The sequence below is a fragment of the Halobacillus alkaliphilus genome (genome assembly GCF_900113125.1).
Classification (GTDB): Bacteria; Bacillota; Bacilli; order Bacillales; family Halobacillaceae; genus Halobacillus; species Halobacillus alkaliphilus.
Genome location: NZ_FOOG01000064.1, coordinates 1 through 15,350 on the forward strand (window position 1 = coordinate 1; position 15,350 = coordinate 15,350).

The window sequence follows — 15,350 nt, forward strand, 5'->3', positions numbered from 1 at the left end:
TGGTGGGGAAATGGCGAGACACCCTGGTTAAAAGCGGAAGCACCTTGGTAAGCGGCGTATGGACTGGACTGAGCTGGCGGAGATAAAGGAAACACGAAGAGCGGAGCGATTCGATGTTGACTTATCGTACAGAAGTGAGGGAAGTCTCACTAGCCGCTAGGTGCTGGAGCTGGATAGCACTCATCGTCGTTTATGTCCTGATTTACGCTTATAACTTATGAACGTATAAGAGCGGGAGAAGGGACTAGGTGAGATCCCGCAGGGAGTGAAAACGAGCGAGGAAGCTCATGGTAAAAGGAGGATCGACTAAGATCGCCACGTCCTGTGGCAACGTCGATCGACCCTACGTCGTGTAGGGCCATAGGAAAGTGTTCAAATGTGGCATCACCCCGAAAGACACTATCAGCATAAGCCGACCATCAAAAGAATTGCGGTTTTTCAATCCGTTGATGAGCGGCTTATGTCTCGAGTGTCTGGGTGATGGAACAAGACGAGTTATTTCCCTACCAACCCTTATCCATCTAATGTAACGGGCCCAATTATCTCGAAATCAAGTCTTCAAGTAATGGGAGTTTTAATGTAAAATGAAAACTTTTAACAGATCTAAAATTAAAATGAAAGGAGGGCTATTATGGCTTTTGTAATAACCAGTCCCTGTGAATCAGAAAAAGCAGGTGAATGTGTTACCGTTTGTCCTGTAGATTGTATTTCAGAAGGTCCGGATCAATTTTATATTAATCCAGATGTTTGTATCGACTGCGGAGCATGTGTGGCAGCCTGCCCTGTAGACGCTATTGTCGAAGAATATGAAATGACACCTGACGAAGAGCCTTATTTAGATAAAGCAGAAAAATTTTTCGGTAATATATAGAAAAAAGCGCCAAATCTCAGTGTAGATTTGGCGCTTCTAATAGAAATATCTTAAGTTTTAATATAATTTTTGGAGTGCTTCTTTATCAAAAGGCAGTAAACCATTCTCCTGACCTTCGCGCACTTTCCTTACCCATTCAGGGTCCATTAATAAAGAACGGCCAATGGCTACGAGGTCGAATTCTTCCTGATCAAGTTTTTCCACAAGACCATCGAGACTGGTTGTATTGGCACCAGAAAAATTCGTGAACTCTCCGTCCAGCCCAACGGATCCCACTGAAATAACAGGCTTGCCGGTTAATTTCTTCGTCCAACCTGCTAAGTTTAAATCAGAGCCTTCAAATTCTGCTTCCCAGAACCGGCGGGTAGAACAGTGGAAGATATCAACACCCGCTTCCACGAGAGGCTGTAGAAAACGTTCTAATTCATCCGGTGTTTCAGCAAGTTTAGCTTTGAAATCATTCATTTTCCATTGAGAAAAACGAAAAATAATCGGAAAGTCGGGACCGACTTCACGACGACATGCTTTTACCACTTCTACAGCAAACTGAGTACGGCCTACAAGGTCACCGCCATAACGATCGGTGCGGCGATTCGTATTCGCCCAGAAGAATTGGTCAATTAGATAGCCATGAGCCCCGTGAATCTCTATTCCATCAAACCCTAGACGCTTAGCATCCGCTGCGCCTTGAGCATAAGCTTCCACTAATTCACTGATTTCCTGCTCTGTGAGAGGTTCCGTTACTGGTTCACCATCAAGGGTCAAACCAGATGGCCCTACCGGCAGAGCTTCCTCATTTGGCAGATCTCCTTTACTTCTTGTCATACCTACATGCCATAGCTGGGGTACAATTTTTCCGCCTGCCTCATGAACCTGTTTTACAACGTTGCTCCAGCCTTCCAGTGCTTTTTCCCCGTGAAAAACAGGAATACTGGCTCCTGAAACCGAAGCTGGATGATTAATGCCGGTTCCTTCTGTGACAATCAGCCCCACTCCATTTTCAGCACGACGGCGATAGTAATCAGCTACGTTCTGATCTGGAATGTTGTCTGGTGAATATCCTCGGGTCATTGGTGCCATGACCGTACGGTTTTCTAATACAAGGTTATCGCTATTAAATGTTTGGAATAATGGTTCAGTTGATTGATTAGTATTAGTCATTTTTCAAATCCTCCTCTTTCGTTCTTGCAAAGAGTATTATGGCAAATACATGAAGCGAAAGAAAGCAATTTGTTTATAACCAAAGTGTACTTGAAATTAATAAAACAAAAGATGCTGAACCCCTATAGGTTCAGCATCTCTACTATTTGTGCTCTGACGGCATCCGTTTTAAATTAGTAAACATTCGTGATCATACAGATAGGAATAACGAATATCAATAAATAGAAAATGCTCAGCTGATAGAGGAAAACTGAATGTTCGAATCATGTCCTTCGTTTCAATATCCGAATAAATCTCTGAGAGAATGCCTTTGTTCCATGTTTGCATTTGCATAACGTTTTCTAAGAAATAAGGCCGGAATGCCCAGTTGGAACCTCGCTTATCCGGATCGATCTCCCAGGTGTTTTCGTGCTTATTAAAGTTTGAGGAAACTTGCTGACCATCACTGTTGCACACGAACATGCGAAAGCTTTCCTCATTAAATTCAGAGGTTGCCGTTTGGATAAATGCATCTACTTTCTTCTGACCTTCCCATTTAGGAAGTAATTCTTTAATTTTCTTTTCCCATAACAGGATATACTTCAGCCTCTGGTCCACGAGCGATTTTTCACGTTTAATATAATGGGCTATTTTAGTACTCACATTTAAAGAAAGGGATTTTGTATCAATAAGTGAAAATTCTGGCCTCGCCAAATAGTGGCCTTGATAATACCTCCCTCCATGTTTCCATGCGAAGTAAAGCTGAGATTCATCTTCAATGTTTTCAAAAAGCAAAGCAGCTCCGATACGTCTTCCAAGCATGGATAAAGAGTACATTATATCCTGAAATCCATCGGAGTTGTGCTGCCTGATTATGGCAGTATTGATCTTTAGAATATGAGGTTCCAGCTGACGAATGCGGTCAATATTCGAGCTTCTCGCACCTACATTATCAACTGCAATTTGGATGCCATACGTTTTGTAATAAAGCAGCAAATTGCTTAACACTTCAAATTCCTCATCAAAATCATGTTCAGTCACTTCAAGCACGACTCGCTCCATAGAAAACCCCTGGTTTTGGAACTTGAGCAGCGTGTCTAATAAATCCTCTCCATTATTCACCATTAGTTGTTTCGCATTTCGATTGATGAATAGTAACCCGTCCTGATTAGATTCAATCATCTGTGAAAGGGCTAATTTCAACAAATGCTGGTCAACCTCTACTTTAAATTCCTCAGGCACATCGTCATCATGGAAAAAGAATCCTAAACTTATCCATTCATGTCCATTATAATATCTTCCCAGTACTTCATAGCCGACCACATCATGTCTTATCGCACTTACTACAGGGTGATAAACAGGCTTAATTTGATCCAGATTCCCTACAATATCCAATGGATCCATAGTTCCCCCTCCTGCATGCCGTTCTCTATTTCCAGCTGTATCCATATGTGCTGTCTCTCTATTCATTGTAAAACCCTCATTAATCCTGTCATTATTTATCCACTTCTCCTGTTACTTCTACTTGTATGTAATAAATTCCTGCTTAGCACTGATCTAATGGTAACTCTTCCCCATATTATTATAGGAATCTATCTTTTTTTCAACAGAATAAAACAATATAAAACTCACCCAACTCTTTGACAGAGTAAAATATATACTGTAAATTAACTAATAGACGAACAATTATTTAATTGTATTTTCAAACATTCGTTTTCAGGAGTGAAAATTATGGAAAATGTATTTGATTATGAAGATATTCAACTTGTCCCTGCTAAATGCGTAGTAAACAGCCGGTCAGAGTGTAATCCAACCGTTATACTGGGAGGCAGACAGTTTAAGTTACCTGTAGTACCCGCGAATATGCAAACGATTATTGATGAGAAAATTGCTTTATACCTAGCTAAAAATGGGTATTTTTATATTATGCATCGTTTTGATCCTGAGGCCAGATACACGTTTATCAAAGATATGATGGCACGAGATCTATTCACTTCCATTAGTGTCGGGGTAAAAACTGAGGAGTACCAATTTATCGAGCAGCTGGCATCTGAGAAATTGATACCAGATTATATAACCATTGATATTGCTCACGGTCATTCAAATGCCGTTATAGAAATGATCCAGCATATTAAGCACCATTTACCTGAAAGCTTCGTAATCGCTGGAAACGTCGGAACACCGGAAGCGGTTAGAGAACTTGAACATGCAGGCGCAGACGCTACTAAAGTTGGAATCGGTCCAGGTAAGGTATGTATTACTAAAATTAAAACCGGATTTGGTACAGGTGGGTGGCAGCTAGCTGCACTGCGCTGGTGTGCCAAGGCGGCCAGTAAACCAATTATAGCGGATGGAGGAATAAGAACCCATGGTGATATAGCAAAATCCATTCGTTTCGGTGCTACTATGGTCATGATTGGTTCACTATTTGCCGGACATGAAGAATCTCCAGGAGAAACATTTGAGAAAGACGGCAAACGCTTTAAGGAATACTTTGGGTCTGCGTCTGAATACCAAAAAGGCGAAAAGAAAAATGTAGAAGGCAAGAAAATGTATGTAGAACATAAAGGCAGCCTGGGTGATACCCTGGAGGAAATGGAACAAGACCTTCAATCCTCCATTTCCTATGCAGGTGGAAACAAGCTGGAAGCATTAAGAACAGTGGATTATGTGATTGTTAAAAACTCTATATTTAATGGAGATCGTGCCTATTAAATGAAAAAGGAATGAGCTGATTCAGGCTCATTCCTTTCTTTATGTGGCAGTGTACACTTCATGGGACGGAAGTTCTAACAGTGATAGCTTACCTCCGTACACGGCTCCGGTGTCTATATCTACCTGATCTTCATAGTAAGCAATGTGTCTGACGGGAGTGTGTCCGTGAACAATGGTTTTACCAAGACCTACCCGTGCTGTCTGACGAGTCCAAAGCATCGTTTGTTCTTCCTGTTCCTGGAGTGGAATATGAGGCATTAATCCGGCATGCACAAAAATATATTCTTCAGTTTCATAATAGAGCCTCAGATTATTCTCCATCCATTCCTGATGTTCCCTAAGTTCATCCATGTTTCCATTATAAGACTTAAAGGTTGTGGAAGCTCCGTTCAAATCCCAAAGTTTCTTGGCTTCCTTTTCATATTTAGAACGTATAAATAAATCGTCGTGGTTTCCTTTAATAGCGATGGCTCCATCATTCTCAACAAGATCAATGACCTTAGCAACTACATCTCTAGAGCAAGGACCCCTATCTACATAATCCCCAAGCAGGATCAATTGATCTTCCTGAGGATTGTAAGAAGCCTCTTGTAAGACCTCCTCAAACTTTTCAATATCTCCATGTATATCAGAAACTACAAGATAACGCATGGATCAATTCCTCCTTTAACCTGCCGCTAAATTGCAGTAACAATTTCGTAATCTGGAAAAATAGGTACAGGTAAATACTATTTATCTATTTCTTTTTTTGAAGCTCATCAAACCCTTCTATACCAATTGTAACCTATTTGTAATAGAATCTATTAGAAAACAGGCCTTTCCTCCACTGAAAAAGCCTGTTTTCTATGGATAACCTTGTATTGTGAGGTTCAGGTCCGATAGTATTGATTTCTCTTGAGATTGTTATTGAACCTTATGGCCTGATAATTTAAGACTCAGTTTCGAGATTTTAGTTTTTGGTGAAGGTCCTGTGAGGGACAATTCTCTTTCCTTCCGCCCCTGCACGATGCAGGGGTGTTCGACGTTGCCACACCACGTGTCATTCTTAGTCGAACTTCTTCTGTACTGAGCCCCCCCCTTTATCTTGAAACTGTGTCTTACAGTATCGGGTGCTTTCTGGAAAGTCAGCACTTAAGAATAACGGTATATTCTGTTAATCAGTTAATTTTTAACATAAGAAGCATAATCCAGAATTTCTTGGCAGATTTCATTCCAGTCGTAATAGTAATGATGTACTTCCCCGGGATCTACAAACATTCTTTCAACGGATTCATACTCTCCTCTGAATACGTAAAGATTTTCGATTTCCATCCGGTAAAAAACCTGATAACCCACTTTGGGATAAAGACTGTAATCATTCCATTTTGGTGTATTACAATGATCAACCACGATATGACCTAAGTGTTTACATTCCCCGGCGACGTATCCCTCTTCCATTACTTCACGCTTAAAACACTCCAGAGGGGTTTCCTCAGGCTCCAAATGTCCCCCTGGGAAGTCCCACCCTCTGTAATTGAGATTTACTAAAAGCAACCGATCCCCTTTAAAACAAAGACCGTGGACACTTGTGATCAAATTTCTGGCAGGCAGCTGTTTAGCATATCTCCAGGTTAAATTCACTCTCGATGCTCCCCAATTAACATGAATCGTAGTCAATAGACCTCCTCCTCTTTAAGTTTAACTATTCTGATTATCTATTTACTATAATTATAGATTATAGTTGTTTGAAAAGTCTGACTAATTTTGGCATCTTTTCATGTTAATCCTATTAAATATTTACACGAAGACCGTGGTAGAGGTAGAAAAACTTCGAAATTTAATAAACATAAGTGTTCAAGTACATCTGTAGAAGGAAAGACCTGTACGAAATAAGGTTTAACACAGATGTACCAGACAGGGACACACCTTATTCTTCTGCATTATAAAATGCCCCAGAAGGCGTTCAGTATCAAGGAAATAATTCTGTACGCCCCTGGGGTCCTGCTATATTTTTTGTGCTTGAATGTTAAAAGGAGATAGCATTAAAAGCTTTAACCTTGTTATTTACCAATTTTAATGACAAGATCATCTAAGCGGCTTTTAATAACTTTGCATTGATTGCTACTACCACGGTACTGAGGCTCATTAAGATAGCTCCAACCGCAGGACTTAAAACAATACCAATTGGAGCCAGAACACCAGCCGCAAGTGGAATGGCGAAAATATTATAGCCAGCAGCCCACCATAGATTCTGCACCATTTTCTTATAAGTGTTTTTCGATAATTTTAGAATGGAAAGAATATCTTTTGGATTACTTTTCACAAGCACAATATCAGCTGTTTCCACCGCAACATCTGTACCGCTTCCAATAGCAATTCCTACATCGGCGGTAGCCAGAGCCGGAGCATCATTTATTCCATCTCCTGTCATGGCAACTTTTCGCCCTTCACCCTGAATTTTCTTCACTTGATCGGATTTATGATCTGGCATTACTTCCGCATATACTTCGTCTATACCAATTTGCTTAGCTACCCAGTCTGCTACTTTTTGATTATCGCCAGTAAGCATGACAGAGCGAATGTTGTTTTTCTTTAATTCAGCTACGGTTTCTTTCGCAGACTCACGTACCATATCAGCCAGAGCAATCATTCCTGCATAGTTTTGATCAATTAATACAAAGACCACTGTCTTTCCTTCTTCCGATAACTCATTAAATGTATTCGTATCGTAAGAATACCCTTCGTCCTGCACGTAGCCTGGACTAACCACTTTCACAAGTCTGTTTTCAACTTTTCCTTGAAGACCTTTTCCAGTCATGGACTGAAACTCTTCCACTTTACTTAACGACACTTTTTCCTCTTGAGCTTTATCTAAAATTCCCTGCGCTAGAGGGTGCTCTGAATTTTGTTCAACACTTGCCGCCCAGTAAAGCAATTCATTCGTGTCATAACTTTCCTGAGGAACAATATCTGTAACACCGAATTCCCCTTTTGTGAGTGTTCCTGTTTTATCAAAAATAACGGCATCAATATTTCTTGCATTTTCAAATTGAGTACGATTTCTAATCAGCAGTCCTTGTTTGGCTGACAAGGAGGTTGAAACCGCTACAACTAGAGGAGCAGCAAGTCCCAGAGCATGAGGACAGGTAATAACCATTACGGTGACCATTCGCTCGACAGCTGTATCAAAAGGAAAACCAAGAGCCATCCATATAATAAACGTTGTGATCCCAGATGCCAGTGCTAAATAAAACAACCATTTAGCAGCTCGGTTCGCGAAGTCCTGTGCTCTTGACTTAGAATTTTGAGCTTCTTGAACTAGTGTAATAACCTGGGATAAATAAGTGTCCTCACCGGTTTTTTGGACTTGAATGGTTAAGCTGCCTTCCTTATTTATGGAGCCCCCAATAACTTCATGGTCCTTACCTTTTTCTACCGGTACGGATTCGCCGGTCAACATTGATTCATCTATCGCTGATTTTCCATCAGTAATAATACCGTCTACTGGTATTTTCTCTCCCGGTTTCACAAGTACCAGGTCGCGAGCCCCAAGTTCACTAAGCGGCACATCTTCCGTTTCACCGTCAGCGTTAAGTCGATGAGCTTCGTTAGGCATAAGTTTCACTAACTCTTGAAGCGCATTTGATGCGCCCATTACGGATTTCATTTCAATCCAATGGCCCAGCAGCATAATATCGATCAAAGTGGCCAGTTCCCAGAAGAAGTTCCGACCTGACCAACCAAAGATAACGAGTGAGCTGTACCCGTACGCAACGACAATAGCCAAACCTATTAGAGTCATCATCCCCGGGTTTTTATTTTTAAGTTCGTCAATGGAGCCCGTAAGAAAAGGCCAGCCACCATAAAAGAAGACGAACGTAGCTAATCCAAATAATACATATTGGTCATAAGGAAAGGAAAATTCTAAGCCAATAAAGTCCTGGATCATGGGTGACAAAATAAGAATAGGTATAGTTACTAATAAGGAAATATAAAACCTGCGTTTAAAATCCTCAATCATACTGCCATGATCGTGACCTCCATGTCCGTCGTGGTTTCCATGTTCGTCGTGTTCATGATGATGCTGTTCTTCACTTTGAGCATCCGAGTGATTATGTTGATGATCCATCGCTTATTCCTCCTCACAAAAAATAATACACATTCATACTTTTACCGCGTAGGGGTATTAATAAACATAAAATAATTATTATGACTGCACAATAAATAAGTCACAAGCTCTTTTTTAAAGAACTTGTGACCTTTAGCGTGTACTATTTAATTAAGCTATGCTTTTACATGCATCAGCACACTTGAAGCACGCTTCTGCACACTTCTGGCAATGGTCGTGATCATGTTTTTTGCATTCGTTACCGCAAGCTTCACACATTTGAGCACATACACTTGCGAGCTCTTTAGCAAAAGGAGTATTTCTTACTAACGCCTGCTCAAGGAACCCGCACATATCTGCACATTCGCGATCAAGACGGATGCAATCCACCATATGAGCTACATTGTCTTCTTTTAGACAAGCATCATAGCAGTGGTTGCATGCTTCCATACATTCGTGCAACGCTTCAATTACGGACTGGTACTGTTCATGAGACATAAAATAAACATCCTCCTTTAAAGTTAATTACATAAATTTCATTACCCTATACCCGTATTCAGTTAAACCTCATTTCCATAAAAAATCCATTTTTGTAAAAAAACACATAAAAAAACCCGCCCGCAGGCGAGTTTTCGAATACTTTCCATTATTATATTTTTACTCTTTTTAACCGAAGAGCATTGCTTACCACGCTGACTGAACTGAAAGCCATAGCCGCTCCTGCTACCCATGGGGCGAGTAAGCCAATAGCAGCAACTGGAATGCCGGCAGAGTTATAAGCAAGAGCCCAGAACATGTTTTGTTTAATATTAGCCATGGTTTTCCGACTGAGCTTGATCGCTTTACTCAAGTTCTCAAGATCGCCGCCAATTAAAGTGAGATCAGCAGTTTCAATGGCTACATCTGAACCTGTGCCAATCGCAATACCAATGTCTGCTGTAGCAAGAGAAGGAGCATCATTGATTCCATCTCCAACCATGGCCACTTTTTCTCCTTTTTTCTGAAGTTCTTTAACCTTCTCGGCTTTTTCTTCAGGAAGAACTTCAGCATAGACTCCGTCAATTTCCACTTGGGAAGCTATCGCTTGAGCTGTTCGTTCATTATCGCCTGTTACCATGTAAATGCTTAGTCCTAACTCTTTTAATTCCTGTATAGCCTGTTTCGATGTTTCTTTAATTGTATCTGCCACAGCCACATAACCAGCAAGCTCCCCTTCTATGGCAATAAGCATCGCTGTTTTTCCTTCACTCTCATGTTTAGTTAGTATATCCTCAAGCTCGGTGTAATCAATTGTTTCGCGATTCATTAATTTTCTTGTACCGACGTAGACCTGTTTTCCACCTACTCTAGCTTTGATTCCATACCCGGGGATGGCTTCAAATTCCTCCGCTTCCTGCGGCTTCACGCCATTCTCTTCCCCATAATTAACAATAGCTTCGGCAAGGGGATGTTCAGAAGCTTTTTCAGCAGCTGCCAGATAACTAAGAACATCTGTTTGATGAGGCTCGACAGTATCAAAGTTCGTGACTTCCGGTTTCCCTTTAGTAACCGTACCTGTTTTATCAAGCAGAATAGTTGTCAGTCCTTGAGTACCTTCCAAGTATTCTCCCCCTTTAAAGAGAATTCCCTGCTCGGCTCCTTTACCTGTACCCACCATGATGGATGTAGGTGTAGCAAGACCGAGCGCACATGGACATGCAATGACCAGAACAGCAATGGCTGCTTCAAGTGCAGGGGGGAGCTCACCAGGAGAAATGAACGCGTACCAAACCACAAATGTAAGCACCGCAATACCAACGACAATAGGGACAAAAATGCCCGAAATAACATCTGCTGTCCGTTGGATAGGGGCTTTAGAACCTTGTGCTTCCTCCACTATTTTCACAATCCCTGCGAGGGCTGTGTCTTTACCTACTTTTTCAGCCTTCATTTGGATCGTTCCATTTTTATTAATGGTGGAGCCAATAACTGTTGCATTTTCATACTTCTCAACAGGCAATGATTCACCAGTAATCATCGATTCATCTACAGACGTTGTACCTTTCATAATTGTACCATCTACCGGTATTTTCTCACCTGGTTTAACTAGGAGTACATCTCCTACTTCCACTTGATCCACTGGAACTTTCTCTTCCGTTCCATTTCGCAGCACAGTAGCTTCCTTGGCTTGCAGGTTCAAGAGTTTAGTCAACGCCTGAGTAGTCCTTCCTTTAGCGAGAGATTCAAATAATTTACCAACCAGGATCAGTGTAATCAGAACGGCACTGGTTTCAAAATACAATTCCGGCATAACATCCGGATTCAACTGCCATCTGATCCCTTCTGCCACACTATAAAAATAAGCAGCAGAAGTACCCAAAGCTACCAGCACATCCATATTGGCACTTTTATTCTTCAAGGCCCGGTAAGCCCCGATATAGAAAGGGGCTCCGATATAAAATTGAACCGGTGTAGCTAGAACAAATTGAAACCATGGATTCATCATTAGCTCTGGAACAGGAATGCCTAAATTCCATGGCAAGTGACCGATCATCGTATAAAGAAGAGGTAAAGAAAGAATGATAGACAGGAATAGCTGGCGTTTTTTCCTTTTAAGCTCTTCCTCTTTATAATCTTTCTGCTCTTCACGGTCTTTTTTAATTATGGCGTCGTAGCCTAGATCTTTGATTTTTTCTATAATTTGATCTGTTGAAACTAAACCTGGCTGATATTCAATCACGCCGGCTTCCGTTGTTAAGTTCACCGAAGCTTCTTCAATTCCGTTCATACGACTTAACCCTTTTTGGATACGAGTGGAACAGGCAGCGCACGTCATTCCGTGGATGTCAAGTTCTACTTTATCTGTCTGTACACCATATCCTAACTTTTCAATTCTTTCTTTTATATCTTGAGGCTGCGCTTGTTCGTTGTTATAAGTGATGGTCGCATTTTCCATCGTTAAATTAACACTTGCTTCCACTCCATCCATTTTATTGAGGACTTTCTCAATACGGGCAGAACAAGCGGAACATGTCATACCCGTAATTCCCAAGTTCATTTCTTTTTGTTCACTCATGCATTCATCCTCCTTATTTGGAGAACTGCTGGACAACCTTCATCAATTCATCAATGGCTTCTTCGCCTTCCCCTTTTTTAATCGCACTCGCTACACAATGATGCGTATGACGCTCCATTAATGAGTAGCCAACTCGGTTCAAAGCTTTGTTAATAGCTGATATTTGAATAAGGGTATCCACACAGTACCGGTCTTCTTCCACCATCTTTTGTACACCGCGAACTTGACCTTCAATTCGTTTTAAACGATTAATCACAGCTTGTTTTTCTTCATTTGTTCTAGGTGTAACTGGCTTTTTCCCACTATTTTCTGGTAAGGTATTGTCTTCCATTTTTCTCGCTCCTTCTTTATCAATATACCCCTTATAGGTATTTGCAGTCAACAAATTAACTCCAAATATAAGAGGATGATTTCTTTTATTTTTCACAATTACCAAATTCAATTAACTTCATTATATTTATGAAAGGAATTGCTGATTTCCCTACCCCAATAATAGTCGTTAGGATAAGTTTCGACAAATATTGAAGGTTTATTTTTCAACTTTTTCCTTAATTCCATGAAAAAAAGACCATCCAGTAATAACTGAATGGTCAATCAGCTTATTTTATTGTTGTTGGTCCATTTTTTCCCATTCTTTCTTAGAGTCGGATTCAAGTTCATCCCAGGTCATTTTGTCACTTAAATATTTTTGAACATTTCCCCCGAGATAATCTCCCCATGTTCCCGGATATCCAAGAAATACCCAGCCTGTCGTTTTCTCTTCCGATGCATACTGATAGATTTCTTGAGAAATTGGGTCGGCGATTTTTGAGGTATCAAATTCTTTATAAGCAGGAATAAATTTAAAGTCTTGCAGTACAGCTTCTTTGCCTGCTTCTGAAGTGTACATCCAGTCAATAAAATCTTTAGATGCCTGAATGATTTCATTGTTACTGTTTTTGTTTACGGCCCAGTAGTTAGGAATTCCTACAGGCAGTTTACCTTCTTGTCCTTCCACCGGAATAGGAATAATCCCCATATTATTTTCGGCGAATTCTGGTGCAAGTTGATGAACAGAAGGATAAATCCAGTTCCCCTGCTGTATCATGGCTACCTCTTCAAGCGCAAAGTATTTCTCTACTTGTTGGGAATAATCTAGATTCAGTGTTGGTTGAATCGAGTAATCCACCTGTAAGTCGATCATTCTTTGAAATTCTTTTCCTTTTGTAAACTCTACAGATTCTGCTTCATAGGCTTCTAAAACAGATTGATTGAACTCAGGCGCTAAATAAACATTTGATAAGTGGTTGCCCGGCACCCATTTTTCCTTTCCAGGAAAGGCGAAAACTTCTTTTATGCCTAGTTGATCTTTTTGGCTATCAAGTGTTTTAACAGCTTTCTCTAGATCTTCATAGGATTTAATCGATTTTGCATCTATGCCTGCTTCTTCAAATACTTTCTTATTATAGATGAAACCGTAGCCTTCCTGATTAAAAGGAAGACCATGTACTTCCCCATTTTTAGTGACAGGTTCCAATGATCCCTTAAGAGCGAGTTCCCTTGCTTTTGTATTTGATAAATCCGCCAAATACTGTTCATAATTAGCCGCTTCGGTCGGTCCAGCAATACTGAATATTTCCGGTTCCTCCCCAGAAGCAAATTGTGTTTTAAGCGCACTGGCATAATCAGATCCTCCGCCTACACTGTTAATCTTAATATCAATCTTTGGATTATCTTCTTCGTATTGTTCAGCCAAGTCTTCAAACTGATCATTAAATTCTACTTTTCCTTGGAAAATTTCAATGGTCATTTTATCTTCTGAATTATCCGAGCTTCCACCTGATGAAAATGAACACCCCGCAAGCAACGAACCTGTCAACACAATCGGAGCTAATAATTTAAATGTTTTCATTCTTTTCACCCTTCCCTGATATGATATCGGTTTCATATAAACTCAAAAAACTTTTTCCTCTTCGTACTTTATTTCTCAACCTTTTTAACAAGTGATAATGAACTCAGAAATATGATATCGGTTTCATATAAACCCAAATATTAATTCCTGAAAAAAACTAACCAAGAATTAAATTGTATTATACGGTACTGTGAAATCGTTTTCAACAGTAATTTAAAAAATATTCTTAAAATTACGTAGATTCTCTTTCTATTAATTGAATTGGCAATTGAACCTCTTCAACCATACTGTCTTTACTATTCATCATCTGAATCAACAGTTCTACAGATTTGATTCCCATTTCATCAATGGGCTGTTTAATAGTCGTTAGTTTGGGGTCTACGATTTCGGCCAGGGGCTGATCATCAAAACCGATCACGGCTAAATCATCAGGAATCTTTAAACCATTTTCTTTTGCTTCGATAATAATTCCTGCCGCTACTTCATCACTGCCCGAGAAAATTGCTGTAGGTTTATCGTTCATAGATAATATTTCCTTCACAACTTTTTTTCCATCTTCAATGGAATGTCTCTGAATAAAAATCCAGTTGGGATTAGGGGTTAATTGGTGTTTATCCATAGCTTTTTGGTAGCCTGTATTTCGATCAAAGTCACGCCCGTATCCAGCAAATAATCCCCCAGTACAATAGGCAATTTTTTGATGTCCTTTGTTAATTAGATGCTCCGTACCCATATACGCGCCCTTCTTCTGATCCAATCTCACTTTAGATACAGAAGACTGATTTACGTATTCATTACAAAGGAGAACGGGGCCATATTGCATGTAAGGTTCTATTGTCTCCCAATCATTTTCAATTGACGTCATTATAATCCCGTCTACCTGCCTGTTTTTTAACAAGTTAAGAAAATACAACTCCTTATCTTTAAGATCATTGCTTTGGAATATAATAACTTGATAATTGTTTTTAAAAGCTTCCTGCTCGATAGAGTTTACTAAATAAGAGAAAAAAGGGTTCACAATCCGGGGGACAATTACACCTATGGTATTCGATGTGTGTCCTCTTAATCTTCTGGCGGAGGGATTTGGATAGTATCCGATTTCTTCCATGGCCTTTAATACTTTTTCTCGTTTTTGACTCGATATATAAGGATGATTATTAATCACACGTGAAACCGTTGATTTTGAAAGCCCTGTAATTCTTGCTACATCTGAAATCGTTGGCATTCCAATCCTCCCCTCTGTTAATCCTTTTATGAAATCAGTTTCATACTCATTTTACCCTTTCTAATGGTTAAAATTCAATTTAATTTTTTCATTCATCAGCAGAAGACTCCCTCTTCAAGCGCCGTGTCGAAGACCGGTGGTAAGGGGGAGATGAATGCCGTTGCCGTAAGGCGAATGCCTTTGAATATTCTCCCTTCCGTGATATTCTAAAACAAGAACATACGTTCCTGATTAGGAGGTGGAAAGGTTGAGGCATAAAGCGTATAACTTTCGTATCTATCCAAATAAAACCCAAGAATCGCTCATCGTTAAGACCATCGGTTGCGCTCGTTTTGTCTTCAATCATTTCCTCTCCGAATGGAGCAG

General features: G+C 40.1%; 13 protein-coding genes. 3 read left to right on the forward strand and 10 right to left on the reverse strand.

Annotation, left to right across the window (positions count from 1 at the left end; translation table 11 throughout):
- Nucleotides 1-631 precede the first annotated feature (631 nt).
- Nucleotides 632-871, forward strand: a complete 240-nt coding sequence (locus BMZ06_RS19365) for a DUF362 domain-containing protein (protein ID WP_089754724.1) — start codon at nucleotides 632-634, stop codon at nucleotides 869-871.
- Nucleotides 872-928: 57 nt separating this feature from the next.
- Here BMZ06_RS19365 and BMZ06_RS19370 read toward each other — a convergent pair whose 3' ends face one another.
- On the reverse strand, nucleotides 929-2,032 hold the full coding sequence (locus tag BMZ06_RS19370; protein WP_089754727.1) for an NADH:flavin oxidoreductase: 1,104 nt from the start codon (nucleotides 2,030-2,032) through the stop codon (nucleotides 929-931).
- Nucleotides 2,033-2,200: 168 nt separating this feature from the next.
- Nucleotides 2,201-3,415, reverse strand: coding sequence for an EAL domain-containing protein (locus BMZ06_RS19375; protein ID WP_089754729.1), 1,215 nt, complete (start codon nucleotides 3,413-3,415; stop codon nucleotides 2,201-2,203).
- A 327-nt stretch (nucleotides 3,416-3,742) separates the two neighbouring features.
- Between BMZ06_RS19375 and guaC the strand changes: the two genes are divergently transcribed.
- Entirely contained in the window at nucleotides 3,743-4,726 is a 984-nt protein-coding gene (gene guaC, locus BMZ06_RS19380; protein ID WP_089754731.1) for a GMP reductase, read from the forward strand.
- Nucleotides 4,727-4,765: 39 nt separating this feature from the next.
- Here guaC and BMZ06_RS19385 read toward each other — a convergent pair whose 3' ends face one another.
- From BMZ06_RS19385 to BMZ06_RS19420, 8 genes are all read right to left on the reverse strand, one after another.
- The gene (locus BMZ06_RS19385; RefSeq protein ID WP_089754733.1) at nucleotides 4,766-5,377 is read right to left on the reverse strand and encodes a metallophosphoesterase family protein; all 612 of its coding nucleotides are present in this window, start codon (nucleotides 5,375-5,377) and stop codon (nucleotides 4,766-4,768) included.
- A gap of 510 nt (nucleotides 5,378-5,887) precedes the next feature.
- Nucleotides 5,888-6,382 (reverse strand): NUDIX hydrolase, encoded by a 495-nt coding sequence (locus BMZ06_RS19390; protein ID WP_089754735.1) that lies wholly within the window; start codon nucleotides 6,380-6,382, stop codon nucleotides 5,888-5,890.
- A gap of 412 nt (nucleotides 6,383-6,794) precedes the next feature.
- Nucleotides 6,795-8,834 carry a heavy metal translocating P-type ATPase gene (locus BMZ06_RS19395; protein WP_089754737.1) on the reverse strand — a complete coding sequence of 680 codons (2,040 nt, stop codon included), beginning with the start codon at nucleotides 8,832-8,834 and terminating at the stop codon, nucleotides 6,795-6,797.
- Nucleotides 8,835-8,984: 150 nt separating this feature from the next.
- Nucleotides 8,985-9,311 (reverse strand): four-helix bundle copper-binding protein, encoded by a 327-nt coding sequence (locus BMZ06_RS19400; protein ID WP_089754739.1) that lies wholly within the window; start codon nucleotides 9,309-9,311, stop codon nucleotides 8,985-8,987.
- Between the two features lie 151 nt (nucleotides 9,312-9,462).
- Complete coding sequence (locus BMZ06_RS19405; RefSeq protein WP_089754741.1) at nucleotides 9,463-11,868, reverse strand: heavy metal translocating P-type ATPase; 2,406 nt, start codon at nucleotides 11,866-11,868, stop codon at nucleotides 9,463-9,465.
- Between the two features lie 13 nt (nucleotides 11,869-11,881).
- Nucleotides 11,882-12,199, reverse strand: coding sequence for a metal-sensing transcriptional repressor (locus BMZ06_RS19410; protein ID WP_089754746.1), 318 nt, complete (start codon nucleotides 12,197-12,199; stop codon nucleotides 11,882-11,884).
- Nucleotides 12,200-12,472: 273 nt separating this feature from the next.
- The gene (locus BMZ06_RS19415; RefSeq protein ID WP_089754743.1) at nucleotides 12,473-13,759 is read right to left on the reverse strand and encodes an ABC transporter substrate-binding protein; all 1,287 of its coding nucleotides are present in this window, start codon (nucleotides 13,757-13,759) and stop codon (nucleotides 12,473-12,475) included.
- Nucleotides 13,760-13,991: 232 nt separating this feature from the next.
- Complete coding sequence (locus BMZ06_RS19420; RefSeq protein WP_089754744.1) at nucleotides 13,992-14,984, reverse strand: LacI family DNA-binding transcriptional regulator; 993 nt, start codon at nucleotides 14,982-14,984, stop codon at nucleotides 13,992-13,994.
- Nucleotides 14,985-15,222: 238 nt separating this feature from the next.
- Here BMZ06_RS19420 and BMZ06_RS19425 point away from each other — a divergent pair.
- Nucleotides 15,223-15,350 (forward strand): helix-turn-helix domain-containing protein (locus BMZ06_RS19425; protein WP_175477903.1); only part of this gene is annotated, 128 nt, incomplete at its 3' end.

Bases quoted from the DNA above. Each gene is read 5' to 3' on its own strand.
- BMZ06_RS19365 (WP_089754724.1), top strand. From the start codon at position 632: ATGGCTTTTGTAATAACCAGTCCCTGTGAATCAGAAAAAGCAGGTGAA.
- BMZ06_RS19370 (WP_089754727.1), bottom strand. From the start codon at position 2,032: ATGACTAATACTAATCAATCAACTGAACCATTATTCCAAACATTTAAT.
- BMZ06_RS19375 (WP_089754729.1), bottom strand. From the start codon at position 3,415: ATGGATCCATTGGATATTGTAGGGAATCTGGATCAAATTAAGCCTGTT.
- guaC (WP_089754731.1), top strand. From the start codon at position 3,743: ATGGAAAATGTATTTGATTATGAAGATATTCAACTTGTCCCTGCTAAA.
- BMZ06_RS19385 (WP_089754733.1), bottom strand. From the start codon at position 5,377: ATGCGTTATCTTGTAGTTTCTGATATACATGGAGATATTGAAAAGTTT.
- BMZ06_RS19395 (WP_089754737.1), bottom strand. From the start codon at position 8,834: ATGGATCATCAACATAATCACTCGGATGCTCAAAGTGAAGAACAGCAT.
- BMZ06_RS19400 (WP_089754739.1), bottom strand. From the start codon at position 9,311: ATGTCTCATGAACAGTACCAGTCCGTAATTGAAGCGTTGCACGAATGT.
- BMZ06_RS19405 (WP_089754741.1), bottom strand. From the start codon at position 11,868: ATGAGTGAACAAAAAGAAATGAACTTGGGAATTACGGGTATGACATGT.
- BMZ06_RS19410 (WP_089754746.1), bottom strand. From the start codon at position 12,199: ATGGAAGACAATACCTTACCAGAAAATAGTGGGAAAAAGCCAGTTACA.
- BMZ06_RS19415 (WP_089754743.1), bottom strand. From the start codon at position 13,759: ATGAAAACATTTAAATTATTAGCTCCGATTGTGTTGACAGGTTCGTTG.
- BMZ06_RS19420 (WP_089754744.1), bottom strand. From the start codon at position 14,984: ATGCCAACGATTTCAGATGTAGCAAGAATTACAGGGCTTTCAAAATCA.